Origin of the sequence: Peribacillus simplex, assembly GCF_900156045.1 — a bacterium.
Classification (GTDB): domain Bacteria; phylum Bacillota; class Bacilli; order Bacillales; family DSM-1321; genus Peribacillus; species Peribacillus simplex_D.
The window spans coordinates 633,243-656,897 of record NZ_FTMX01000002.1 but is presented as its reverse complement, the minus strand read 5'-3'; the positions used below and the strand labels follow the sequence as shown (position 1 = coordinate 656,897).

Below are 23,655 nucleotides of genomic sequence, written 5' to 3'. Positions count from 1 at the left end.
CTGATATAATTTATGGAACCAGTTTGAAGGAGGACCAAATGTTTGAAATCACTCTAAACTTAGATAAAACGAATAAAGAAGCTTTATATGTCCAATTGTATAAATTCTTTATAAAGGAAATCCAGAATGGACAAATAAAGGCCGGAATGAAACTGCCTTCTAAACGAAAACTAGCTGTGCATTTAGGGATAGGCCTGAATACAGTGGATACGGCTTATCAGCAGTTGATGGCAGAAGGATATGTGGAAAGTCAATTAAGGAAAGGGTATTACGTAGCCGATTTAGAACCAATCTCACCTTTGAATGAGCCTATGCCTGTAACAGAAGGGATTATGTGCCCTCCGAATGAAAGAAATGAGATAGATTTCAATCATGGACACGTGGACGTGGATTCTTTCCCGCATGCCGTATGGAAAAAATGCTTGAACAATACATTGTATCTACAGGAAAGGGAAATGTTCATGAGCGGTGATCCTCAAGGGGAATGGGGGCTCCGGTTTGAAATCTCATCCTATCTATTCCAATCGAGAGGAGTTCGCTGCGGGGCTGATCAAATCATCATTGGGGCAGGTACCCAGTATTTCATCCATCTATTGCGGTTACTTCTTGGAAATGAGCGAGTGTTCGGATTGGAAGACCCTGGCTTTCATCGAGTAAGGGAGGTACTGAGGTTGGAGGGAGCGGATATGGCATACATACCCTTGGATGAAAGTGGAATGAGTGTGGACTCCCTGAAAGAGAGTGCCGCGAATGTTGCCTATGTCACTCCTTCCCATCAATTTCCTTCCGGTATGATCATGCCGATAACCAGAAGGGTGGAATTGCTGAATTGGGCAGTGGAAAAAAAGGGTTATATCATCGAAGATGATTATGACGGGGAATTCCGACATTCAGGCAAACCGATTCCGTCCCTGCAGGGGTTGGACACAAAGGGAAAGGTCATCTACCTAGGCACGTTTTCAAAGTCGCTCATCCCATCAATCAGGGTAGGATTCATGGTGTTACCTATGGAACTGGCTTGCCGCTATCAAGAGAAGTTAATTGGATATAAACAGACCGTCTCCAGACTGATTCAGGAAACGCTCTGTCTTTTTATGAAAAATGGACATTGGGAACGCCATCTGAATAAAATGCGAACGATTTATCGTAAAAAAAATAAGGTGCTGCTTAATGCAATCGAAGAGAGCTTCCATGATCGTGTAGCCGTAATCGGTGAAAAGTCAGGATTGCACGTTCTTTTAAAAGTAAAAAACGGCAGCAGTGAGGCAGAGCTCATTCATAAGGCTGCCAGTGTCGGGGTTAAAGTCCACCCGACTTCGGTTTATCATTCTAAGAATGTGAAAGATCCGACTGTTTTGATTGGGTACGGTGGCTTAACCGAAAAGGAAATCAAAGCAGGAATCCGACTTTTAAAAATGGCATGGCTATAGCTTGATGCGAAAAAATAAGGAAAAGGCCTTGATTCACACTTATTCAACAATGATATAAGGTACCCATTTTAGTTTCTTATATTATTGAGGATTTTAAGGACCGTCTGGAAAAATATTTCCTGTTCTTCCTCAGTAATGCCTTCCAGGGCTTTTCCTTCGATTTTTTCTGCAATCTTAAGACATTTTGTATGTACCTCTTTTCCCCGGGGCGTCAGTTCGATTCGTTTTTCCTGTTCATCTTTTCCAGGAACTTGTTTAATCATATTATTCTGTTCCATGCTGTTGACCGAACGTGTGATGATAACACTATCAACATCCAAGTAACTGCAAATATCGGGGATTGTGGAATATCCACAGTTCTTTAAATAATTCAGGATCGTCCACTGATTATGGTAAATTTCAAGGGCTGTAATTTGTTCATTCATTTTGCTGACTAATGATCTCGATACTTGTAAATATTGATGAAATAATTGAGTAGGGTTCGTCATATGATTCTCCTTTATAATGGTCGACCAGTCCATTATATTCTTTAATTCTTAAAAGTCTATTGTAAAGAATCATTTTTTTCAGTCAATGTTTATTTTTGGAAGTGAAGCAGGATTGGAGGGAATTCCGGCGATGCGAATGAATTATGGGAGAATTGGATTGTACTGAATTTTCAAAAAAAGAACAAAAGGGACCTTAATATGATGGCAAAAATATATTTTTTCCTTTAAAAGTTCCATGAGCAAGTATCAAAGTGCCGCCGAGAATTGGTAAAAGTCAATACGACACATCACTTTGAAGCTGAATGCAATTATATCTTGCAACCAAAAACCAGCCTCTAAATTGGCTGGTTTTTGGTTAAGCCCTCTCACTGGTGGAGCGGTGTTTTGTTTCTTTTTTATTTCGTTCTTCTTGTCGTTCATATTTAATTTCATCAATTGGTAAATCATCAATGGGCATGACCACTTGATCACGTTCCAGCTGTTTTTCCTGATCTTTCTTGAATGCCTTGGATTTATCATTACGCTCCTCAATATACTTTTCTTTATCTTTATTATCCAATGTCAATCCCTCCATCTCTTTATATCTCTTTTTCCCCTTATTGAGAAAATAAAACGTATAAGCGAAATATATGTGACCCCATTTCATAAATATAAGGAGAACAGGAAAGTGCAAGGAGGGTTTGTTCAGTGAATGTCGCCGTCTTTTTCCGTTGGTTTTGGAGAGGTATTCTCCTTTTATGCATATTAATCGTCATTCCCTATTCATGGGCTTTGATTTTAGCGTTGCTCACCGCCATTCTTTTGGATGGATTGGTACGCATGATTGGTGGAACGGCAAAGCTGCATCGGTTTTGGGCAGTATTGATTTCATTTGCTCTATATGTAGGCGGGCTTATGAGCATCACTTATTTTTCCTTTTCGGTATTAATCAAGAAGGTCATTATCTATTCAGAAGAATTTCCTGGTTTCGTACGTGAAGTATATTTGACGGCTATATTGCCAGTCATTAGGCAATGGGAACGGTATTCCCAAACGTTGCCGCCAAATCTCATACAGTCCATAGAACAAACGATGGAAAAGGGAGTCAGGGCATTAGAGGGGTTCACAGAGGGCTTTGTTCAGGATATGGTTCAGTTCGTTACACTCATTCCCGGATTTTTCATTGATTTTTTAATTTATTTAATCGCTTTATTCTTATTTAGTCTTGAATTGCCTAAGTTAAGAAAAAAGGCGGTCCTTTATTTAAAGACATCCACCTATCAAAAGATTTCGCTAGTTTATCAAGATTTAAGTATGGCAGCCGTAGGCTTCATCAAGGCACAAATCCTTTTGAGTTTAATAACGTTCATCATGGCTTATGGAGGACTATGGTTATTAAATGTGAAGTATACGATTCCATTGGCACTGTTAATAGTAGTCGTGGACATTCTTCCTATTTTGGGGACGGGATCTGTACTGGTTCCTTGGGCAGTAATTGTTTGGGCTCAAGGAAACCATCATCTAGGTGTTGGCCTCATCATCCTATTCCTGGTCATTACCATCATAAGAAGGACCATCGAACCGAAAATCTATTCAGCAAATATGGGATTGAGCCCATTGGCATCGCTGGTCAGCCTTTATTTAGGGTTTAAAATGCTTGGTTTCATCGGGCTTTTCCTTGGACCTTCGATACTGATTGTTTATGATACGTTAAAGAGGGCAGGTGTCATCAAACCCAACTTCAAAATATGAAAGATTATTAGATGTTTTTTGCCTGATTTCTTAAATTTGACATATCTTTTACAGCCTTACCTTGACCGTTGCAATGATTGCAGTCCCGGGAAAAGAATTGCAGATAGCGGGTTTTCCCTTTTCCTTTGCAGTGTTGGCAAATGGTTATGAGTTTCATGATTCCTCACTCCTTCAAAAAGTATCGCTTTTCTAACAGTATGAAACAATAAAGGTAGAACTATACTTCATGTAATCATTCAATGCTAAATGAAGCAGGTTTTATATAATATGTTTTTATTTCACTTCATGTACCAGCTGGAAAAAAATAACCCCCGCTCCAATTAGGAACGGGGGTTATTATCATGAAACGATTTCAGTTTGTGATATTATCGGGAATTCTTTTACTTCGCTTACGACTTTTGCTTGTTTGTATATTTCAATATAACGAATATGGTGATCTTCCATTTCCTTTATCCTAAAGTTATAGGGACCATAAGTCAGGATATCACCTTGTTTGGCCTCGTAATTCTCGGTAAGGATCCATCCGCCCATCGTATCAATATCCTCATCATTGATATCCAATCCAAGTAAATCATTCACTTCACTGACTAATACCTTGGCATCGATGATGTAGTGATCCTCTTTTAATTTGCGGACATCCGGAACTTCATCCAGGTCGAACTCATCGCGGATATCGCCCACGATTTCTTCAAGGATATCTTCAACGGTCACCAAACCTGACGTACCGCCGTATTCATCCATGAGGATAGCCATGTGGATGCGCTCCTTTTGCATTTTTAAAAGTAAATCGTGAATTGGAATACTGTCAATGACACGGATGATCGGACGAACATATCGTTGGATCGTTGATGCTGCCTGATTGTTCCTGTCTATCATTTCAGTGAATAGCTCTTTTATATTGACCATTCCGATAACATGGTCTTTATCTCCGTCAATGACAGGATATCGTGTAAAGTTCTCTTCCGCCATGACGGTGAAAAACTGTTGGATCGTATCATCTTTGGATACCGTTGCAATTTCTGTACGTGGTACCATGATTTCTTTTGCAATCCGATCATCGAATTCAAAAATTTTATTCACATATTTAAACTCTGATTGGTTAATTTCGCCACTTTTGTAGCTTTCGGAAACAATGATACGAAGCTCTTCTTCTGTATGAGCCAAATCATGTTCGGAAACTGCTTTTAATCCTAGCATTCTTGTAAGCGTCCTTGCAGAGCCATTCAGTACCCAGATGAATGGATACATGACTTTGTTAAAGGCAATTAAAGGTTTCGAAACCAATAATGTTACTTGCTCCGCTTTTTGAATCGCCAATGTTTTCGGTGCCAATTCCCCAACAACGACATGTATGAACGTAATGAAAGAAAAGGCAATTGCAACAGAGAGTACATGTGAAGCCGACTCCGGAAGATTTAATTGATTTAAAAGTGGTCGCAAAATGTTTTCAACTGTCGGTTCCCCAAGGAATCCAAGCCCTAAAGCAGTAATGGTAATTCCGAGCTGACATGTCGAAAGGTATTCATCCAGGTTGGAGATGACTTTCTTTGCTGAAAGAGCATTCGGCTTTCCTTCTTCAATTAATTGATCGACCCTCGTGCTTCTCACTTTAACAATCGCAAACTCCGTAGCTACAAAAAATGCTGTTAAAGCAATTAAAATGGCAATAAGAACCAAGTTTATTATGTCCAAATAGTCTCCCTTAACTCGCCTTCGAGACGAATAAGGAGTACACCTCCTACATTTTTAAAATATACAAGTATATTTTTTTTGCCGTGCTGAATATTATCGGGAGTTATTCAAAATGGCTGTGGTAATTGATGTCCAGCCGTTTGAACTCCCATTTCTTTAATTGATGAAGAGAATAATAGTATATGCCGATTGCCGATGCGTAGACGGGAAATAGAAGAATTTCTGTCTGAAGGAGTGCAGCCATTTTTCAATAGGATGCACATATCCATTACGCAAATCAGCGACCGCCTGTCAAAACGAACATCCTTTAATGCCCCATCAAATCACCTCAATCTAATTAATTTAAATACTTTCATTATAGAAAGAGTTAATCATTCAGTCAAATAGCTTCAGGCACCTTAAATCCGGTAAATTGCTTGTAAAGTATCAGTTTGAGCTAATAATTAGCTGTTTTTGACTGTTTTCTCTACTTTATTGTATAATATTATAGAATATTCAGAAAACTAGTGGCGGTTTCATAAAAAATTGGTCAGTTTCATTATTTTTTCGATGGTACATACATATTCTATAGAGTCCAAGACAAGTTTTAAATGCAGATTAAAGGGGGTGGCAGCCATGAAGATCATGGAAAGGATGGCAGCGATCATTGCCGGCAGCATGCTTGTAGGCGTGGGAATCAATTTTTTCCTGATACCTTATCATTTATTGGATGGTGGCATGATAGGGATTGGGCTGATTTTTCATTACTATATAGGACTTCCAACAGGCCTGGGTGTGATTTTGAGCAGCATTCCATTATATATATATGCTTGGTACTTTGAAAAGAAATTATTCCTGAACAGCTTGCATGGCCTGCTTTTTTCCTCTTTATGCATCGATATTTTTTCCGACGCTGTCACCGGATGGAATCTTCCCATATATGTAAGTGCGATGATCGGGGGAGGTTTGATTGGATTAGGAATCGGCTTAATGCTTCGGTATGGGACATCAACAGGCGGAACGGATATGCTGGCACAGATCCTATCCAGGAAGAGCGGATTAAATGTAGGTTTGCTGATTTTTATCATTGATGGATGCGTACTTCTATGCGGATTGAGTGTTGTGGGGACTTCAATCTTTTTATATTCATTTTTAACGATCATCGCGGTAGCCATGCTGACCTCAGTCACCGTGATGCGAACTATTTGATGTGAATCATGTATAAAAATCTGAAAAAAGGAAAGGATGGGCAATATGAAAAGGACAGATTTTTAGTCTAATAAATAGTAAAGGAAAGTTCATATGAAAAAACTCTATATGTTTACTGCGTTGTTAGTTATGCTGGCAGGGTGTCAAGAGTCTGAAATGCCAGAGGATAAGGAAGTGAACAGTGCTGTTCCGGAATCGATGGATGCATCAATTGTCATTAAAGGGAAATTGGAGCCTGGAAAAGAAGTCATTCTTGAAACGACTGTGAAACAGGGAAGCCAATTGGTGAATGAAGCAGATGAGGTAATGTTTGAAGTGAGAAAGTCAGGGCAGGATAAACGGGAAATGCTTGAAGCAAAGAATACTGGAAGTGGCATGTATCAGGTGATGCATACTTTTGAAGAACAAGGCAAATATATTGTAGTCTCCCATGTAACGGACAAAGGCCTTCATGTAATGCCTGAAAAAGAAGTTGTCGTTCCAGAACATGAAAGTGAAGGCGCATCGGTTCATCCTAGTACGGATGTATCCATCGAGTTTCAAAGTAACCCTGTAAAGGCAGGAGACAGTTCGAACTTTGAAGCGACCGTTGAATTGAATGGGAAGCCACTGACAAATGCAGATGTGAATTTCGAGGTGTGGAAGGAAGGCAGCGAAGAGAGCCATTTCACCAAAGCTGAAGAAGATGGAAATGGAACATATCTAAATAAGGTATCTTTCGAAAAATCCGGAACCTATAAGGTTCAGGTGCATGTTGAAAAAGACGAAGTGCATGAACACCAACTGCAAACCATTCAAGTCAATTGATTGTTTTTTGGAGCGAATTGTTTAAACAGGGTTTATCCTTTCGTTAAATGGGAAGTTAAAGGATAACGGTACAGCAGAAAGGGAGGGTAAGCATGAACAATCAAATAATCAACAAGTATAAAGATCTCGGGATTCATATTGAAAAAACGAAATCACGCCAGGAGATTTTCACTAATGTTACGCAAAATGATTCATCCTTGCTCACCACAGCTGTTTTTTCTCAATTTTCCCAAAAACGGGAGCTAAAAGAATATTGATGCAATGAGACCGGAGTACATATCAGCTGGTCTTTTTTTGTGCATTCCTAAATGGGATACAGAGTGAAACTGAATATGAAAAACGAATAGAACGTTATGAGCTGAAATAGGATAGAAGGACAAACAATTTGAAATTAGCGGTAAGGGGAGTCCGATAGCATGATATCACAGCTTATTATGACGATATTGAATTGGTTTGCGGAAATGGGATATATGGGGATTTTATTGGGGCTTATGGTTGAAATCATCCCGAGTGAGCTTGTTCTAGGGTACGGTGGTTATGTGGTCGGCCTGGGGAAAATGAATTATTGGGGAGCTGTTCTTGCAGGTGTGGCAGGCGGGACGATGGCACAACTATTTCTCTATTGGGCAGGTTATTATGGAGGAAGGCCCTTTCTCTTGAAGTATGGAAAATATATTTTAATAAAAGAAAATCATATTGTAAATGCTGAAGAGTGGTTTCAAAGGTATGGCGTAGGCGTGATTTTTACGGCTCGATTCATTCCAGTGGTTCGCCATGCCATTTCCATCCCTGCCGGAATTGCGAGGATGTCCATATGGAAGTTTATATTTTATACGGTTGCGGCTGTCATTCCTTGGACCATATTGTTCCTGACCTTAGGAAGGGTCCTCGGCGAGAATTGGCAGCAAATCCGGGAAATAACTAAACCTTATCTAATTCCGGCTGCTGGTTTTTCCTTTATCTTTATCATGTTGTATATTTTATGGAAAAAAAAGAGCACTCCCCCAATCGTAACGGTCAAAAAAATGGGACGGTTTCCCGATAAATGAACAAATCGAAAAAACAGCCACGTAAAAACACTATTTACGTGGCTGTTTTTTAATCATTATCCTTGAGGAAGGTCTTCTTCCAGAGGAAGCTGTACGACCTTTTTTGTGACCTCAATAGAACGAATGGCGTGATCTTCCATTTCAATCACTTTAAAGCAGAATCCGTCTTTTTCCATGATGTCCCCTACCTTCACATCATAATTTTCAGTAAGGACCCATCCGCCTATAGTATCGACATCATCTTCTTCTAAGTGAATGCCAAGTAGATCATTCACTTCCTTTACAAGAAGTTTAGAGTCTAAAATATAATGTCCCTCTTTAATTTTCCTGATCGAGGCAACTTCATCGATATCGAATTCATCACGAATTTCCCCAACGATTTCCTCGAGGATATCCTCGACAGTGACAAGTCCGGAAGTTCCGCCGTATTCATCCATCAAAATGGCCATATGAATGCGTTCTTTTTGCATTTTTAACAGTAAATCGTGAATTGGTATATTTTCCATCACCCGAATGATCGGACGAGCGTAATTTTCAATCGCTTTGATATGGATTTCCCGGTTCTTAATCAGATCCGAGAAAACTTCCTTTAAGTTCACTAAGCCGATGACATGGTCTTTATCACCTTCGACAACAGGATATCGAGTGTATTTTTCCAATTTGGCCACATCGACGAATTCCTGTACCGTTTCATCTTTGGATATGGTCATGATTTCTGTCCTTGGAACCATGATTTCTTTGGCAACCCGATCATCGAACTCAAAGATGTTATTTACATATTTAAATTCCGACTGGTTAATTTCTCCGCTTTTATAGCTATCTGACAGGATGAAACGTAATTCTTCTTCCGTATGGGCTATTTCGCTTTCCGATGCTGGCTTAAAGCCAAATAATCCGACAACGAATCGGGAAGAATGATTCAATGCCCAAATGAAGGGAAAGGCTATTTTATGGAAAAAAATCAGCGGGCTGGCAATTGCCAAGGCCACTTGCTCAGCCTTTTGGATAGCAACCGTCTTTGGAGCCAATTCACCTACAACCACATTCAGGAACGTAATCAGGGAAAATGAAATAACGAAAGTCAGAATGCTTGTGACTTCTTGAGGGATGTTCAATGCATTGAATAAAGGCCCAACCAATTTGAGGACGGTCGGTTGTCCTAGCCACCCCAATCCAAGGGCAGTTACGGTAATTCCAAGCTGTGTCGCGGATAGGTACTCATCAAGATCGGATGTAACCTTCTTTGCCGCAATGGCTTTTTTGTTTCCCTCTTCAATCAATTGATCGATCCGAGAGCTGCGAACCCTTATGATCGAAAATTCCGAAGCTACAAAAAAGGCGGTTAAAGCAATTAAAATAATGACAAATAAAAAACTTAATATGTCCAATTAGTGTGGGACTTAATTGAATCGCCATATGTTGAGAACGATTTAATTATCCCAGTCACCTCCCAAAACCAATTATGAATGAAATGATATTAGAATATAAAATGTTAGATGAAAAATAAGTCTCGTCTATCTCGTATGAAAATTTCTCTGGTTTTTATTTTCAATCTATAGGATCATTCACCTCGATTAGTAGTGGAACCTACCTATTAGTATAAGTAACTGGACGTCAATCAGTCAAAAATTTCACACTAAAAACCTAAGGAAAAAAGGATATTTATCCATTATTTAGTTTTTAATTGTATGGAAAAGGTCGTAAGGAAATCGGTAGAGTGACAGGATAAGGTTCCTTGATGCTTTAAAACGATTTCTTTACAGACGAATAATCCCAATCCCGTTCCTCTTTTTTTTGTGGTGATGAATGGTTCGAATATATTCGGCAAGACGTCATCAGGTATCTTCGGCCCATTGTTCGATATATTTAAAGTAAGAATGCCGGGTGGTGATTCAGAGCCTGAAATGTAAATGGATGGGGAAGGCATCCCTGCAACCACATCAAGAGCATTTAATATGATATTAAGTAAAACTTGACGGAATTCTTCTTTAGAACCGGAAATTACGGCATCCTCGGCAATATTACAAGTAATGGAAGCATTAACTTCCAAAATGCTTGGATATAAAAATTCGATCACCTCATTCACAAGCTGAGCAATGGAAAATAGATCAGGTGGTGATGCTGAAGTTTCCTTTTTGGAAATATTAAGAAATTGTGTGATCCGGTAATTGAGCTGATCCAATTCCTTCGAAATGATATCAAGGTATTTTATCTCAGGTTGTTCTGCCTGTAACAATTGTATGAATCCCATGATGGAAGTCAGTGGATTTCTGAATTCATGGACAAAGCTTGAGGTCATTTGGCCAAGAAGTGTCAAACGGTCTTTATGGTTTGGGCTTATGAATTGATAGCGTTCTTCAAGTTCCATCGTTTTCAACTCGGTATAATGGGATAATGCAAAATGAATGAGTTTATCGAAGTAAACGTTTACTTGCTTAATTAGATCCGATATTTCTTCTTTGGGTGATTCGGAATTCAAAACATGCTCTATGATGATGGATCTCCCGATGGTTGCAGTGGAAAAGAAATTTTCCATATCCAATTGCTTATTAACTCGATCAGACGCAATTTTTCCCCCTACGACCTTCAGTACATCGTCTATTTCAGTATCCGATTTTCCAAGCTGATCCATTAGCAGATTGAAAATATTTTCCACTTCTCCTTTAAAATACCCAAGATATCCGTCCGGTAAATGCAGCAACTCATCTTTCCATTTGGAAATGATACTGCTTTTTTGAGAAGATAAAAAGTGAATGGTCATTTCTCGATTAGATACCATTTTGCCCTCCATACTGTAGGAAAATGAATTTACTTTTGACCCAGAAATTGCTTTATTTGAATAAAGTTACAAAATATCAAAATAATTACATCTTGATTTCATGATAACAGATTAATGTCCTTTTAACATGTGTCAATTGGATAATATTCGGCAATCAATCAATAAATCCCTTTTTTTGACACAGTTTTATTACAGTAATTACAGGAATTAATAACAAAAAAAGGTATCCGCAAAGTTAATGTCGGTTACCTTTTTTTTTGAATGCATATGGTTCGATGTGAACGATCGCATGCTGGATATTATATTCCTTCAAAAGATTTTCTTCGATTTTAACCGTAATATCATGACCTTGAATGACGGTCAAAAGAGGGTTAACATGAACGGTAGTTTCGAGCAGGATTTCACTTCCATGCATCCGGGCTTTAATTTCACTCATGTCTTTAACACCTTCTGTCAATATAATGGTTTGTCCGATCTTTTGCAGGAGCTGCTCGTCGAAACCATCAGTTAAAGAGATGGAGGCATCACGAAAGATGTCCCATGCCGTTTTGCATATGATGACCCCCACGACTGCTGCAGCTATCGCATCCAGCCAAGGAATTCCCATCTTAGAACCGATTATTCCAATGAAAGCACCAATACTGACAAGGGCATCGGAACGATTATCCTGTGCAACTGCATAGATGGAAGAGCTGTTGATCTTTTTACTTAATGATAAGTTATAACGGTAGATTCCGTACATGAAAATTGCAGAGAAAAGAGCGACATAACCGGTCACCATACTGGGAACGGTTGTTGAATCTTGGTGAAAGAAGGATTCAATGGCACTGAATACTACCTGGAGGCCCACGGTGATCATGATGAAGGCAGCTACCAACGAGGCTACGGTTTCCGCCCGTAAATGACCATATGAATGATTATCATCAGGAGGTCTCTTTGATATTTTCAAACCGATCAATACGGCTAAGGAAGCGATGATATCGGTCGTATTATTTAAACCATCAGCCCAAAGCCCTTTAGAATCACCGAAATAACCAAATGACAATTTAAGAGCAGACAAGAATATGTAAGCGGCAATGCTTATGTAGGCGCCTTTTTCAGCTGAAATCGAATGTTTATCCATATCCATTCCCTCCCCTATAGAAAATTGTCGTATTTAGCCATCTAACTTGGTTAATGGCAGGTGTAATGAAGGTCTGTAAAGAAGTTGGTTAAACGAAAGAATACCGCCATAAAATGGAAATGGCAAATTGAGATGATATGTACTTTTTCTTTAATTGTCATTTGTAGAAACTAATAGTATATTCTAACCGATGATCGAACATTAAATACTTCCGTAAGTGGAGCCAAATGGCTGAGAGTGACACTTTGAACCTGATAGTTAGCACTGGTGTAGGATGTGGTTTTGGGCAGATATTAGTGCCCCGGTGTTTTTTCGGCTGCTCCAAATGTATTATTGAAAAAAACCTATTAACAAAAAGGCCGGATTCTATAGGGATCCGGCCTTTTTCGGAGAATGCTTTACTTGAGCCATACAGGGCGTACCCGCTCAATCTTCATTTTGCAATGAATACCGAACAGGGCGCGTTTTTCGCAATGGAACTACTTGTACTGCCAAGGAAGAATTTTTCCAAACCGCTTTTAGCGCTATTGCCGACAACGATAAGATCGGCTGAAGTTCTTGCTGCAAAGGCACATACGCTATCTGGCGCATACCCTTCCAATATTTCGAATTTTCCCTCGACTTGACATTCACTTAACAATCTCAACGTATTCCTTTCTGCGTTCTGAATGCTATTCTCGACGGGAGAAGGGGTGTCATTTACCTTTTGAGGTCCTGGCTGATCGACTTCAATAACGGGATGTGTCTGGACTGGATCCACATAAAATCCGGCAGCAGGTACGAACCCCGGAGCCGATGCGTCTCCCATGATACGTTGTTCAACCTTATCATTCAGGACATGTACTACTGTCAACTTGGCTTTTGGAAAGGCCTTTTTCAATATTGCTCCATATTCCACGGCCCGTTTACTCTCTTCATTTCCATCAAAAGCGACGACAATATGTTTTAAGTCTTTCATTAATATCATCTCTCCCCTTTATAAGACCTTAAAAGTGCTATACCCACTTTTAAATGGCATCACGCCTTAATCGGTATATAGATTGCCTTTTAAGGGTAAAGGATAGATACGAGCATAGTTAAAATGGTAGGATGAAATCTGGTCCTTCATTAGCTGGCATGCTCAGGCGATGAAGGGGTATCAGGCAGGGATGCCAATTCGCGAGTAAGTTCTACAAGAAAAGGATGCCTTTTATTAAACCGGCGAGTTTTCTTTAATAAAAAGGGTAAAATATTTTTAATGAAACATGTCTCAGATGGAAAAATGGGGGTACAAATGAAAGGGTTAGTGAAATTAGGTCTAATTATAGTATTGGCGATTGTGGTTTTAGGCGCAGGTTCACTATTGTATTTCAGGCAGGGTGCGGATATAAGTCATCTTGAAAATAGTCTTCAGCAACCGACAGGAATCTATGATCTGGATGGGAACCTTGCCAGTACGATCACTGCAAATAAATCCGAAGGGGTTGCGATAGATGAAATACCGGAACATATGAAACAAGCGGTGGTTTCCATTGAGGATCACCGTTTTTATGAACATCACGGCATAGATTATCAAGGGATTATGCGGGCTTTGGTTAAAAATGCGAAGGCTGGAAGTGTTGTTGAAGGCGGGAGCACTCTCACCCAGCAGCTTGTGAAAATCACGATGCTGGAATCGAATCGAACATTGAAGAGGAAGATAGAAGAGTTTTTTCTAGCCCAGGAAGTTGAAAATCAATATACAAAAGATGAAATTCTGGAAATGTACTTGAATCAAGTTTATTTTGGCCATGGGGCATGGGGCATCAAAAAGGCTGCAAATATTTATTTTTCCAAAGAGGTCTCTGAATTGACCGTTGCCGAGGGAGCTTTGCTGGCGGGTGTCATTAACTTGCCATCCAAACTTGATCCATACAAGAATTTAGACGGGGCAGTCAAGAGGCGTGATTTGGTTCTTTCGAGAATGGCGGAACATGGTTATTTGACGAAAGATGAAGAAGCAGCTGCAAAAAAAGATTCGGTGACACTTCTTATGGGGGAGAAGGAAACCGATCCATTAAGAGGTAAATATCCTTATTTTGTCGATCATGTTTTATCAGAAGCATCGAGTAAATATGGAATTAAGCTTGAGGAGCTGCTTTCAAAGGGCTACAAGATTTACACGACACTGGACCAATCCATGCAGCAGGCCACAGAAACCGTGTATGCGAATGATGCCAATTTTCCAGTGGGAACAAGTGCAGATGAACTGGTTCAAAGCGGATCTGTCCTCCTTGATCCTGAAACGGGGGGCATAAAGGCGCTTGTCGGTGGGAGAGGTAAGCATCAATTCATGGGATATAACCGGGCAACCCAGCTGACAAGATCTCCTGGTTCATCGATTAAACCGCTTGTCGTATACTTGCCAGCGGTTGAAGAGGGATACGATATCACTGACCCTTTAAAGGATGAAAAAATGAGCTTCGGTGAATATGAGCCAACAAACCTTAGTGGTGTATATAAAGGAGAAGTGCCCATGTATGAAGCGGTGATGAATTCCTTGAATGTACCAACGGTTTGGCTATTAAATGAGATTGGCATCGATAAGGGGCTTGATTCACTTGATCGGTTTGGGATTCCATATGAAAAGGATGATCGAAACCTATCGATAGCTTTGGGGGGGATGAAAAAAGGTGTGTCCCCGCTGCAGATGGCGGGAGCCTTTTCAGCTTTCGCCAACGATGGGGAAAGGATGGAAACCCATGCCATTGTAAGAATAGAAAATGCCGATGGGAAAGAGGTGGCAGCCTGGAAAGAGAAAAGCACCAAAGTGACCTCTGAAGGCGCCGTCGACAAAATGAATGCCATGCTGCTAGGAACAGTGGAATATGGCACAGGGAAAAACGCGGCTGTTTCCGGTTATGAAATAGCAGGTAAAACAGGTTCCACACAAGTTCCCATCGAAGGAATATCAGGGGTTAAAGATCAATGGTTCATCGGTTATTCTCCTTCGCTGGTCGGTGCTGTATGGGCTGGATATGATAAGACGGACGAAAAGCATTATCTAACGACACACAGCAGTCAGGGAAGTGCACTCATCTTTCAAAAAATAATGTCGCAAGCTATACAGAATCAAGCCGCCCAATCCTTTAAAGCTCAAGATATCGGTCCGCTTATAGCTGAACAACAGGCACAAGTAGCTGAGCAAAAGGCACAAGTAGCTGAGCAAAAGGCAAAAGAAGAAGAGGAGCAAAGGAGACAATATTGGATTGATAAAGGAAATGAAATTCGGGAAGGTTTGAATAAATGGAGGGACTGGGAGTTGCCGTGGTGATTCTTAGGAAAGGGAGCATGAACAAGCATTTGCTTAATTCAATCAACAAAAAAGACTGTCAATAATTGACAGTCTTTCATCGTTCTTAAAAAATGAGATTTGCTATTATGCCGATTACGACGATTGCGCCTATCACCATTAAAATGGTTCTCATATCTATACACCCTCTTCATGACGTAGTTGGAATTATTATTAAATATTGACGGTTTGGTTCGATTGGAAACCAAATGCACTTTCATCGTTTTCTTTACAAATAGCCTGTACTTTTTCTAGCATGGCATGTACATTCTCGCCTTCAAGTATGACTTTCATGGTTGCACACTCTTGAAGAATGAGCACAAAGGATACGAAAGTCGAAAGTTTCTTGGCATCGACCAATTTATGGTTGCAGATAAAATATATATTCCCTTTAAATTCTTTTGTAACTTGATATAGGTTCATGATTTGTCGCATGGATAATCTTTTATTTGTTTTAATATCAGAAGAAATCACTTTATTCATGTCGTTTACTCCTTTTGTTTTTATACTTTTTGAAAAGCATAATCAAGATGTCAATTCAGCTACAACTTTTTAAAATGAACAAGTATGTTTGGTCTTTTTTATGTAATTGTTAGCGGGTCATGTTGTATATTTACCCGAGTGAAAGATTTTGAAACCTATTTGAAAATTTCAATTTTGGGAGGGGAAACGAACAATGCTCACACTTATTAAAAATGGGGAGCTTTATGGTCCGGAATATATGGGCCAAAAAGATATCCTCTTGGTTGGAAAGCAAATTGGCTTCATTGAGGACAAGATTGATGTACCTGCCAATTTCGTTGAAATGAAAGTGATTGATGCGAGTGGTCAAATTGTGGTTCCGGGTTTTATAGATGCTCACGTACATATTATCGGCGGAGGTGGGGAAGGGGGCTTTAAAACGAGGACACCAGAAATCCAATTAACAGATGCGACTTTAGCGGGTATAACGACATTGGTAGGGGTCATCGGAACAGATGGAACGACAAGGACCATGCCAGCACTGCTTGCTAAAGCGAGAGCGCTTGAAGAAGAAGGAATTAGCTGTTTCGTTCAAACTGGTTCCTATCAAGTTCCAGTCAAGACGTTAACCGGTAAGATTGAAGATGATTTGATTCTTGTGGATAAAATTATCGGTGTTGGCGAAATAGCCATTGCCGATCATCGTTCTTCACAGCCGACTGCAGCTGAACTTGCTAAACTGGCCTCTCAGGCTCGTAATGGAGGTCTGTTGTCCGGGAAAAGCGGTATCGTCAACATTCATGTAGGCGACAGTCTGGATCATTTGCATGTAATTGAAGAAGTTGTCGAGACAACGGAAATACCGATCACTCAATTCTACCCTACACATATAAACCGAAATCCGCATTTATTCTATGCAGGTGTGGAATATGCAAAAAAAGGGGGGTATATCGATTTTACGACAAGTACGATCCAGAAGTTCCTTGAAGAAGGCGAGGTCAAAGCAAGTACAGCAATAAAAATGGCACTGGAAGAAGGCGTTGATATCGGGCAGATCACCATAACTTCAGATGGACAAGCCAGCCTGCCTGACTTCGATGGGGGCGGTAACCTGCGCGGTTTGAACATTGGTACATGCATGTCCTTATATGATTGTGTTGTCGATGCGATCATCGAGGATGGAGTGACAATTGCCGATGCCATACGAGTTGTGACGGAAAATCCGGCAAACATTTTAAAACTTTCTACAAAGGGGCAGCTTGCGGTAGGTAAGGACGCCGATATCATCTTGATGAAGAAAAAAACTTTAGAAATGAATAGTGTTATCGCGATGGGGCAGGTCATGGTCAAAGATGGTCAAGCAGTCGTGAAAGGAACATTTGAAAGATAGATCTTTCTAATTTTCGTTGGTAAGGTATTCCGGGAATGGATGGATTGCTGTTATGGCAGGAGCGATTTCCGGTGCGTGCCCCCATCAATCATGAAATGAAAAAAAAACATAATTATATTATAGTTCTTAGTTTGTCTACAAAAGGGAATTCGATTGATGTAATCCCAAACCCTTAATTAATAAGTAAACTTGGAATTGAATGAACCCTCAATGAATTGAAGAAATTTGCGACACTCCTGCCGAATAACTGACTAGCCGAAACCTCACAGGCGCTCGATTTGATGAGGCTTTGCAGACAGTCGGCGGAAAGGGAGCGGATTTCCGAAATCAACTGTAACATATTTAAAGAAAAAAACGGCAGGCAAACTCGCTCTTTATGTTTTTTTATTATATGAAACCCTCAAAGGATTGAAGAAAATTGCGACACTCCTGCCGAATAACTGGCTAGCCGAGACCCCACAGACGCTTGCGTCGAGGAGACTTGGCAGACAGTCGGCGGAAAGGGGACGGATTTCCGAAATCAACAGTAACATATTTAAAGAAAAAAACGGCAGGCAAACTCGCTCTTTATGTTTTTTTATTATATGAAACCCTCAAAGGATTGAAGAAAATTGCGACACTCCTGCCGAATAACTGGCTAGCCGAGACCCCACAGACGCTTGCGTCGAGGAGGCTTGGCAGACAGTCGGCGGAAAGGGGACGGATTTCCGAAATCAACAGTAACATATTTAAAGAAAAAACGGCAGGCAAACTCGCTCTTTATGTTTTTTTGTTATATGAAACCCTCAAAGGATTGAAGAAAATTGCGACACTCCTGCCGAATAACTGGCTAGCCGAGACCCCACAAACGCTTGTGTCGAGGAGGCTTGGCAGACAGTCGGCGGAAAGGGAGCGGATTTCTGAAATCAACAGTAACATATTTAAAGAAAAAACGGCAGGCAACTAGTCTAAGACCCATTTATTATATAATGGGTCTTTTTTGTGCGGGATACTTTTTGGATAGGTCTTGAATCGATCGAGCATATCAACAATTTGTAAGTAAGCAATTTGAAATTTCCCCATTAATGGTTCTTATTTTCAAAATGAAGGTAATGTATCAGAAAACATATTCTAAATAAAGGTAAACTGTGAAAAATTCATTCTATTTAACATATTATTAAAAAGATGGATGTATTATCCTTTTATATAAGGAAATGTAGTTTATGAAACAGCATTTAATCACAGACATAAAGACCAATAAATATATTTTGGGCTGTTATTTCATGACTGTTCAAAACCTTGGTAAGTTTGCGAAACAAATCTATCTTAAGGGGAGAAATGAAATGGAAAAGACGGGAAACCCAATAATGAAAGCGTATTCAAATGAGGTTGAGCCGGAAATATTTCGTGTATTGACTCCTGATGGGGAAATCATTGAAACGATTGATGGAAAAATCGATAAATCACTGATGTTAAAGATGTATGAGAGCATGCTCCTGCTCAGAACATTTGACCGAAAATCAATTAATCTCCAGCGCCAAGGCAGGATTGGAACTTATGCACCATTTGAAGGACAGGAGGCATCCCAGGTAGGAAGCGCTTTAGCGTTGTCGGCGGGGGATTGGATGTTTCCCACATACCGTGATCATGGAGCGGCAATCATTCATGGGCAGGAATTATACCGTGTTTTCCTATACTGGATGGCGCATTTTGATGGCTCGATTTGTCCAGAAGGAAAAAGGATATTGCCTCCAAGTGTTCCAATTGCCACTCAAATGGTTCATGCCGTTGGAACGGCTTGGGCAAGTAAGATTAGAGGAGAAAAGAATGTTAGTATTGCTTATTTTGGTGATGGAGCAACTTCTGAAGGGGACTTTCATGAGGCACTGAATTTTGCTGGCGTTTATAAAACCCCAACAATCTTTTTCTGCCAAAATAATGGCTACGCGATCAGTGTCCCTTTTGAAAAGCAATCTGCATCCAAAACAATATCCCAGCGGGCTGCAGCTTATGACATCCATGGGGTGCGAGTGGATGGAAATGATATTTTCGCAGTATGGCTGACTGTAAAGCAGGCTGTCGAAAGAGCGCTTAAAGGGGAAGGACCTACATTAATCGAAGCCATTACCTTTCGTTATGGCGCTCATACTACTGCAGACAATCCGAACATATATCGCGATCAGGACGAAGTTTCAACGTTCTGGAGGGAAAACCGGGATCCCATTACACGTCTTAGAAAGTATTTGATAAAAGAGGGTCACTGGAATGAAGAGCAGGAGGAATTGGCGTTAAAACAATTCAACGAACTGATTGATGCTCACCTTCAAAAAGCCGAAGGGTATCCAAAATCCGACCCGCTCGAAATGTTTAACCATGTATATGCCGAGGAGTCATGGCATTTAAAGGAACAGAAGCAGGAATTGAACCAAATCTTAAGGAAAGGCGGGAAGAAATAATGGGCAAAAATTTAACGATGCTCCAGGCAATTACGGAAGCGATGGACCAAATGCTGGGTCATGATGATCGCGTGATGATCATGGGTGAGGATATTGGAGTGAATGGCGGGGTTTTTCGATCGACGGAAGGACTTTATGAGAAGTATGGAAAAGATAGAGTCGTTGATACGCCATTAGCTGAATCGGGAATCATCGGCTCTGCCATTGGTTTAGCCCTTAACGGAATGCTGCCCATAGTAGAGATACAGTTTCTCGCCTTTATTTATCCGGGATTCGAACAACTCGTTTCCCATGCTGCCCGTATGAGGTATCGCACCCGTGGGCAATTTGGGGTTCCCCTTTTAATCCGTACTCCATATGGTGCAGGAATCAGGGGCCCCGAACTGCATTCCGAAAGTGTCGAAACCTTTTTTGCCCATACCCCGGGTTTAAAGGTGGTTGCACCAAGTAATCCATATGATGCAAAAGGGCTGCTCATTTCAGCCCTTGAAGATCCAGATCCGGTGATTTTTTTGGAACCGACTAAATTGTATCGGGCTTTCAAGGAAGAAGTTCCCGACGAGATGTACCGAATACCAATCGGTCAAGCAAAAGTGGTCCAGGAGGGAAGTGACCTGACCATTTATGCATGGGGGGCCATGTTAAGGGAGGCATTGAATGCCGCGAAGAAGATTGAAGCAGAAAAAGGCTGGAAGTGTGAAGTGGTCGATCTGCGAACATTATACCCTTTAGATAGGGATACGATCGTGCAATCCATCAAAAAGACAGGTCGTGCATTGATCGTCCATGAAGCCCATAAGACTGCCGGATTAGGTGCGGAGATTATCTCCATCATTAATGATGAAGCTCTTATTTACCTGAAAGCGCCGATTAAGCGTGTAACAGGATTTGATGTACCGGTTCCGCCGTTTACCATAGAAGATCATTATTTACCGACTGTTGACCGTGTAAAACAAGGAATTGTCGAAACGTTATCATTTTGATTGTGATAAGGGGAGAAGGAGGATGACGCATGATGGAATTTAAACTTCCTGATGTAGGGGAAGGGATGCATGAAGGGGAAATTATCCAATGGCTCATCAAAGAAGGGGAGGCGGTAAAACAGGACCAACCCATTGTTGAGGTGCAAACGGATAAAGTCAATGCGGAATTGACGGCTCCTGCAGCTGGAGTGGTGAAGAAAATATTTTTTTCCGAAGGGGATATCGTGGAAGTGGGAACCACTATATTCACAATTCAGGAAGAGAACGATGTGTCAGTTCCGGATAAAGGCATGATTGACGAAGAAATCCAAGGCGTGCAATCTGGTGATGTAAAAGTAAATGCAGAGCATATTACGACTAAACAGCATGTAATGCGTGCGTTGGCAACGCCATTCGTTCGTCAATTGGCGAGGGAAATGAAGGTTGATATCGAGAAGGTTAAAGGCTCCGGTCCGGCTGGGCGAATTACCGAAAGTGACCTGAAGCAGTTTAAAGAAAATAACTCGATTACACTGGAAAATGCCAAACATCATGATAACAAGATGGTTCAAGAGATGGCCCTGATGAAGGATGCCATCCAGGCAAAAGGAATGGAAAATGAGTGGGAAGAGAGGATTCCGCTTAAAGGCATTCGAAAAAAAATCGCTGAACATATGGTAAAGTCGGTTTCGACCATTCCTCATGTAACCCATGTAGATGAATTGGAAATGGACCAATTGAAGGAATTTAAAAATCAATTAAAAGAGTACTCCGATGATAAGGATATTAAGTTGACTTTTTTGCCATTTTTCGTTAAAGCCATTGTCATCGCCTTAAAGGAGTTCAAAACATTAAACGCTTCAATTGATGAAAAGACCAATGAAATCATCCTGAAGAATTATTATCATATTGGGATTGCGACGAATACAGAAGAGGGTCTTATAGTTCCAGTCATAAAACATGCCGATCAAAAGACCATTTTCCAACTGGCTGATGAAATCAGGCAATTGGCAGCCCAAGCCCGAGAAGGGAAGTTGAGCATAGATCAAATCACAGGCAGTACATTTACCATCAGCAATGTAGGACCGATCGGAGGGATGCACGCGACCCCGATCATTAACTATCCGGAAGCGGCCATACTAGCTTTGCATAAAATGGAACATCGCATGGTCGTTCGCGATTTGGAAGGTGTTATCCGTTTAATGATGAATATGTCTCTTTCATTCGATCATCGTTTGATTGATGGGGTAACAGCGGTGCATTTTACCAATAGAATCAAGGAATTGCTGGAAAATCCAATTCGTTTAGTTGTGGAGATGAGATAAATGGTAGTAGGGGAAGTTGCTGTAGAGACGGATGTCATCATCATTGGAGGAGGTCCGGGAGGATATGCTGCGGCTATCCGTCTCGGCCAGTTAGGAAAATCGGTCGTGCTGGTTGAAAAGGATAAGCTGGGCGGGGTTTGCCTTAATCGGGGCTGTATACCTTCAAAGGCATTAATTCACACAGCTGATCAATACCAAAGGCTTAACGATTTAGGGAAAATGGGAATCCGGCTATCCCAGGAAAGAACCACTATGGACTTGGGAGTCTGGCAGGATTGGAAAGCGGGCATCACATCTCAGTTGAGGCAAGGAATTGCCCATTTGTGTAAGGAGAATGGAGTGACAGTGGTTAAAGGTCAAGCAGCCTTTTTATCTGATGACCGTATTGGAGTTGAAACCGAGGGCGATTTTGAAACCTACAAGTTTGAACAGGCAATTATTGCCACGGGGTCCAGACCTTTCATTCCATCCTTCATAAAAGTGGATGGGGAATATATATTGGATTCAACATCATCTTTGCAGCTGCAGGAAGTTCCATCAAGCTTGTCGATCATTGGCGGTGGATATATCGGAATCGAATTGGGTATGGCATTTGCAAAGCTAGGTACTAAAGTGACCATCATTGAAATGGCCAATCGCATACTTCCCCAAATTGCTGAAAACCTGGTAAAGGAAGTCACCCGGAATGCCAAGAAGCTTGGGATGAATATCAAAACATCCACGAGGGTAGAAAAGGCGAGTGTAGTGGATGGTCATGTACACCTTCATGTATCCTCGGAAGAACAGGGGGCGGAAGTGGTCGTGAGTGAAAAGACTCTGGTTACAATTGGCAGGATACCTAACACTGAAGAAATTGGCCTGAATCGGGCTGGAGTTACAGTTGGTGAAAAAGGCCATATAGCAGTGGATATGGAATGTCGTACAAATGTGCCGCACATCTTTGCCATCGGTGACACTACACCTGGTCCAGCTCTTGCCCATCGAGCGTCCAAACAGGGAATAGTGGCAGCTGAAGTGATAGGGGGGTTGCCAAGTGCAGTTGACTCACCTAATGTTCCCTATGTAATCTTCTCGGACCCACAAATTGCTGGTGTTGGTTTAAGCCGTGAAGAAGCTGAACAACAGGGCTACAGCGTCAAAATCGGCAAATTTCCGTTCAGTGCCAATGGAAGGGCGCTTGCAACGAATGAAACGGAAGGATTTGCTGAAGTGATCGTGGATGCCGATAACCACATATTGCTCGGAATGCATATGGTAGGTGCTGATGCTTCCAACCTTATAGGTGAAGGGGTGCTTGCCCTTGAGCTGGCGGCTAGGGTCGAAGATATAGCCCTGATCATGCATCCACATCCAACTTTGACTGAGGGATGGATGGAAGCGGCTGAGGCAGTTTTGGGACATGCAATCCACATCGTAAATAAGTAGGGAAAGGTAAAGTCATGGGGATTGCCAATGTAGTCCCCGATTAAAGTGTTTTATTTGAT

Annotated in this window: 21 protein-coding genes; 13 read left to right on the top strand and 8 right to left on the bottom strand. The window is 41.0% G+C overall.

Features of this window, described 5'->3' with window-relative positions:
- The first annotated feature begins 38 nt into the window (after positions 1-38).
- Positions 39-1,430, top strand: a complete 1,392-nt coding sequence (gene pdxR / locus BW986_RS09760; RefSeq protein ID WP_076367411.1) for a MocR-like pyridoxine biosynthesis transcription factor PdxR — start codon at positions 39-41, stop codon at positions 1,428-1,430.
- A 68-nt stretch (positions 1,431-1,498) separates the two neighbouring features.
- Here pdxR and BW986_RS09755 read toward each other — a convergent pair whose 3' ends face one another.
- Positions 1,499-1,918, bottom strand: coding sequence for a MarR family winged helix-turn-helix transcriptional regulator (locus BW986_RS09755; protein WP_076367409.1), 420 nt, complete (start codon positions 1,916-1,918; stop codon positions 1,499-1,501).
- Between the two features lie 355 nt (positions 1,919-2,273).
- A complete protein-coding gene (locus BW986_RS09750) occupies positions 2,274-2,477 on the bottom strand; it encodes a hypothetical protein (protein ID WP_081395583.1) in 204 nt (67 codons plus the stop codon).
- Positions 2,478-2,605: 128 nt separating this feature from the next.
- Between BW986_RS09750 and ytvI the strand changes: the two genes are divergently transcribed.
- Positions 2,606-3,649, top strand: a complete 1,044-nt coding sequence (gene ytvI / locus BW986_RS09745; RefSeq protein ID WP_179086035.1) for a sporulation integral membrane protein YtvI — start codon at positions 2,606-2,608, stop codon at positions 3,647-3,649.
- Positions 3,650-3,988: 339 nt separating this feature from the next.
- On the opposite strand, the gene BW986_RS09740 is transcribed toward ytvI, so the two are convergent.
- On the bottom strand, positions 3,989-5,341 hold the full coding sequence (locus tag BW986_RS09740; RefSeq protein ID WP_076367405.1) for a hemolysin family protein: 1,353 nt from the start codon (positions 5,339-5,341) through the stop codon (positions 3,989-3,991).
- A gap of 615 nt (positions 5,342-5,956) precedes the next feature.
- Between BW986_RS09740 and BW986_RS09735 the strand changes: the two genes are divergently transcribed.
- From BW986_RS09735 to uptA, 4 genes are all read left to right on the top strand, one after another.
- Positions 5,957-6,529: a YitT family protein gene (locus BW986_RS09735; protein ID WP_311316538.1), complete on the top strand. Its 573-nt coding sequence runs from the start codon at positions 5,957-5,959 to the stop codon at positions 6,527-6,529.
- Between the two features lie 93 nt (positions 6,530-6,622).
- The gene (locus tag BW986_RS09730) at positions 6,623-7,336 is read left to right on the top strand and encodes a FixH family protein (RefSeq protein WP_076367403.1); all 714 of its coding nucleotides are present in this window, start codon (positions 6,623-6,625) and stop codon (positions 7,334-7,336) included.
- 92 nt (positions 7,337-7,428) lie between these two features.
- Positions 7,429-7,593 carry a hypothetical protein gene (locus BW986_RS30120; RefSeq protein ID WP_179086034.1) on the top strand — a complete coding sequence of 55 codons (165 nt, stop codon included), beginning with the start codon at positions 7,429-7,431 and terminating at the stop codon, positions 7,591-7,593.
- Positions 7,594-7,755: 162 nt separating this feature from the next.
- Positions 7,756-8,385, top strand: a complete 630-nt coding sequence (uptA, locus tag BW986_RS09725; protein WP_076367984.1) for an undecaprenyl phosphate transporter UptA — start codon at positions 7,756-7,758, stop codon at positions 8,383-8,385.
- A gap of 56 nt (positions 8,386-8,441) precedes the next feature.
- Here uptA and BW986_RS09720 read toward each other — a convergent pair whose 3' ends face one another.
- From BW986_RS09720 to BW986_RS09705, 4 genes are all read right to left on the bottom strand, one after another.
- A complete protein-coding gene (locus tag BW986_RS09720; protein ID WP_076367401.1) occupies positions 8,442-9,773 on the bottom strand; it encodes a hemolysin family protein in 1,332 nt (443 codons plus the stop codon).
- Between the two features lie 281 nt (positions 9,774-10,054).
- Complete coding sequence (locus BW986_RS09715; protein WP_076367399.1) at positions 10,055-11,164, bottom strand: histidine kinase N-terminal domain-containing protein; 1,110 nt, start codon at positions 11,162-11,164, stop codon at positions 10,055-10,057.
- Positions 11,165-11,399: 235 nt separating this feature from the next.
- Positions 11,400-12,287, bottom strand: a complete 888-nt coding sequence (locus BW986_RS09710; RefSeq protein WP_142244560.1) for a cation diffusion facilitator family transporter — start codon at positions 12,285-12,287, stop codon at positions 11,400-11,402.
- Positions 12,288-12,720: 433 nt separating this feature from the next.
- Entirely contained in the window at positions 12,721-13,245 is a 525-nt protein-coding gene (locus tag BW986_RS09705) for a universal stress protein (RefSeq protein WP_076367395.1), read from the bottom strand.
- A gap of 315 nt (positions 13,246-13,560) precedes the next feature.
- On the opposite strand from BW986_RS09705, the gene BW986_RS09700 reads away from it, so the two are divergent.
- Positions 13,561-15,579, top strand: a complete 2,019-nt coding sequence (locus BW986_RS09700; protein ID WP_260320806.1) for a transglycosylase domain-containing protein — start codon at positions 13,561-13,563, stop codon at positions 15,577-15,579.
- 192 nt (positions 15,580-15,771) lie between these two features.
- On the opposite strand, the gene BW986_RS09695 is transcribed toward BW986_RS09700, so the two are convergent.
- On the bottom strand, positions 15,772-16,080 hold the full coding sequence (locus BW986_RS09695; protein WP_061461953.1) for a hypothetical protein: 309 nt from the start codon (positions 16,078-16,080) through the stop codon (positions 15,772-15,774).
- 193 nt (positions 16,081-16,273) lie between these two features.
- On the opposite strand from BW986_RS09695, the gene iadA reads away from it, so the two are divergent.
- From iadA to lpdA, 6 genes are all read left to right on the top strand, one after another.
- Entirely contained in the window at positions 16,274-17,449 is a 1,176-nt protein-coding gene (iadA, locus tag BW986_RS09690) for a beta-aspartyl-peptidase (RefSeq protein WP_076367391.1), read from the top strand.
- A 481-nt stretch (positions 17,450-17,930) separates the two neighbouring features.
- Positions 17,931-18,395: a hypothetical protein gene (locus tag BW986_RS09685; protein ID WP_076367389.1), complete on the top strand. Its 465-nt coding sequence runs from the start codon at positions 17,931-17,933 to the stop codon at positions 18,393-18,395.
- Between the two features lie 400 nt (positions 18,396-18,795).
- Positions 18,796-19,884 (top strand): pyruvate dehydrogenase (acetyl-transferring) E1 component subunit alpha, encoded by a 1,089-nt coding sequence (pdhA, locus tag BW986_RS09680; protein ID WP_076367982.1) that lies wholly within the window; start codon positions 18,796-18,798, stop codon positions 19,882-19,884.
- Positions 19,884-20,867, top strand: coding sequence for an alpha-ketoacid dehydrogenase subunit beta (locus tag BW986_RS09675; protein ID WP_076367980.1), 984 nt, complete (start codon positions 19,884-19,886; stop codon positions 20,865-20,867). Before pdhA ends, BW986_RS09675 begins: the two co-directional genes overlap by 1 nt.
- Before the next feature lie 29 nt (positions 20,868-20,896).
- Positions 20,897-22,171 (top strand): dihydrolipoamide acetyltransferase family protein, encoded by a 1,275-nt coding sequence (locus BW986_RS09670; RefSeq protein ID WP_076367387.1) that lies wholly within the window; start codon positions 20,897-20,899, stop codon positions 22,169-22,171.
- On the top strand, positions 22,172-23,596 hold the full coding sequence (gene lpdA / locus BW986_RS09665; RefSeq protein WP_076367385.1) for a dihydrolipoyl dehydrogenase: 1,425 nt from the start codon (positions 22,172-22,174) through the stop codon (positions 23,594-23,596).
- Positions 23,597-23,655: the final 59 nt, after the last annotated feature.

Coding starts and splice junctions, on each gene's coding strand:
- pdxR (WP_076367411.1), top strand. CDS start 39: ATGTTTGAAATCACTCTAAACTTAGATAAAACGAATAAAGAAGCTTTA.
- BW986_RS09755 (WP_076367409.1), bottom strand. CDS start 1,918: ATGACGAACCCTACTCAATTATTTCATCAATATTTACAAGTATCGAGA.
- BW986_RS09735 (WP_311316538.1), top strand. CDS start 5,957: ATGAAGATCATGGAAAGGATGGCAGCGATCATTGCCGGCAGCATGCTT.
- BW986_RS09730 (WP_076367403.1), top strand. CDS start 6,623: ATGAAAAAACTCTATATGTTTACTGCGTTGTTAGTTATGCTGGCAGGG.
- BW986_RS30120 (WP_179086034.1), top strand. CDS start 7,429: ATGAACAATCAAATAATCAACAAGTATAAAGATCTCGGGATTCATATT.
- BW986_RS09715 (WP_076367399.1), bottom strand. CDS start 11,164: ATGGTATCTAATCGAGAAATGACCATTCACTTTTTATCTTCTCAAAAA.
- BW986_RS09710 (WP_142244560.1), bottom strand. CDS start 12,287: ATGGATAAACATTCGATTTCAGCTGAAAAAGGCGCCTACATAAGCATT.
- BW986_RS09705 (WP_076367395.1), bottom strand. CDS start 13,245: ATGAAAGACTTAAAACATATTGTCGTCGCTTTTGATGGAAATGAAGAG.
- BW986_RS09700 (WP_260320806.1), top strand. CDS start 13,561: ATGAAAGGGTTAGTGAAATTAGGTCTAATTATAGTATTGGCGATTGTG.
- BW986_RS09695 (WP_061461953.1), bottom strand. CDS start 16,080: ATGAATAAAGTGATTTCTTCTGATATTAAAACAAATAAAAGATTATCC.
- iadA (WP_076367391.1), top strand. CDS start 16,274: ATGCTCACACTTATTAAAAATGGGGAGCTTTATGGTCCGGAATATATG.
- pdhA (WP_076367982.1), top strand. CDS start 18,796: ATGAAAGCGTATTCAAATGAGGTTGAGCCGGAAATATTTCGTGTATTG.
- BW986_RS09675 (WP_076367980.1), top strand. CDS start 19,884: ATGGGCAAAAATTTAACGATGCTCCAGGCAATTACGGAAGCGATGGAC.
- BW986_RS09670 (WP_076367387.1), top strand. CDS start 20,897: ATGATGGAATTTAAACTTCCTGATGTAGGGGAAGGGATGCATGAAGGG.
- lpdA (WP_076367385.1), top strand. CDS start 22,172: ATGGTAGTAGGGGAAGTTGCTGTAGAGACGGATGTCATCATCATTGGA.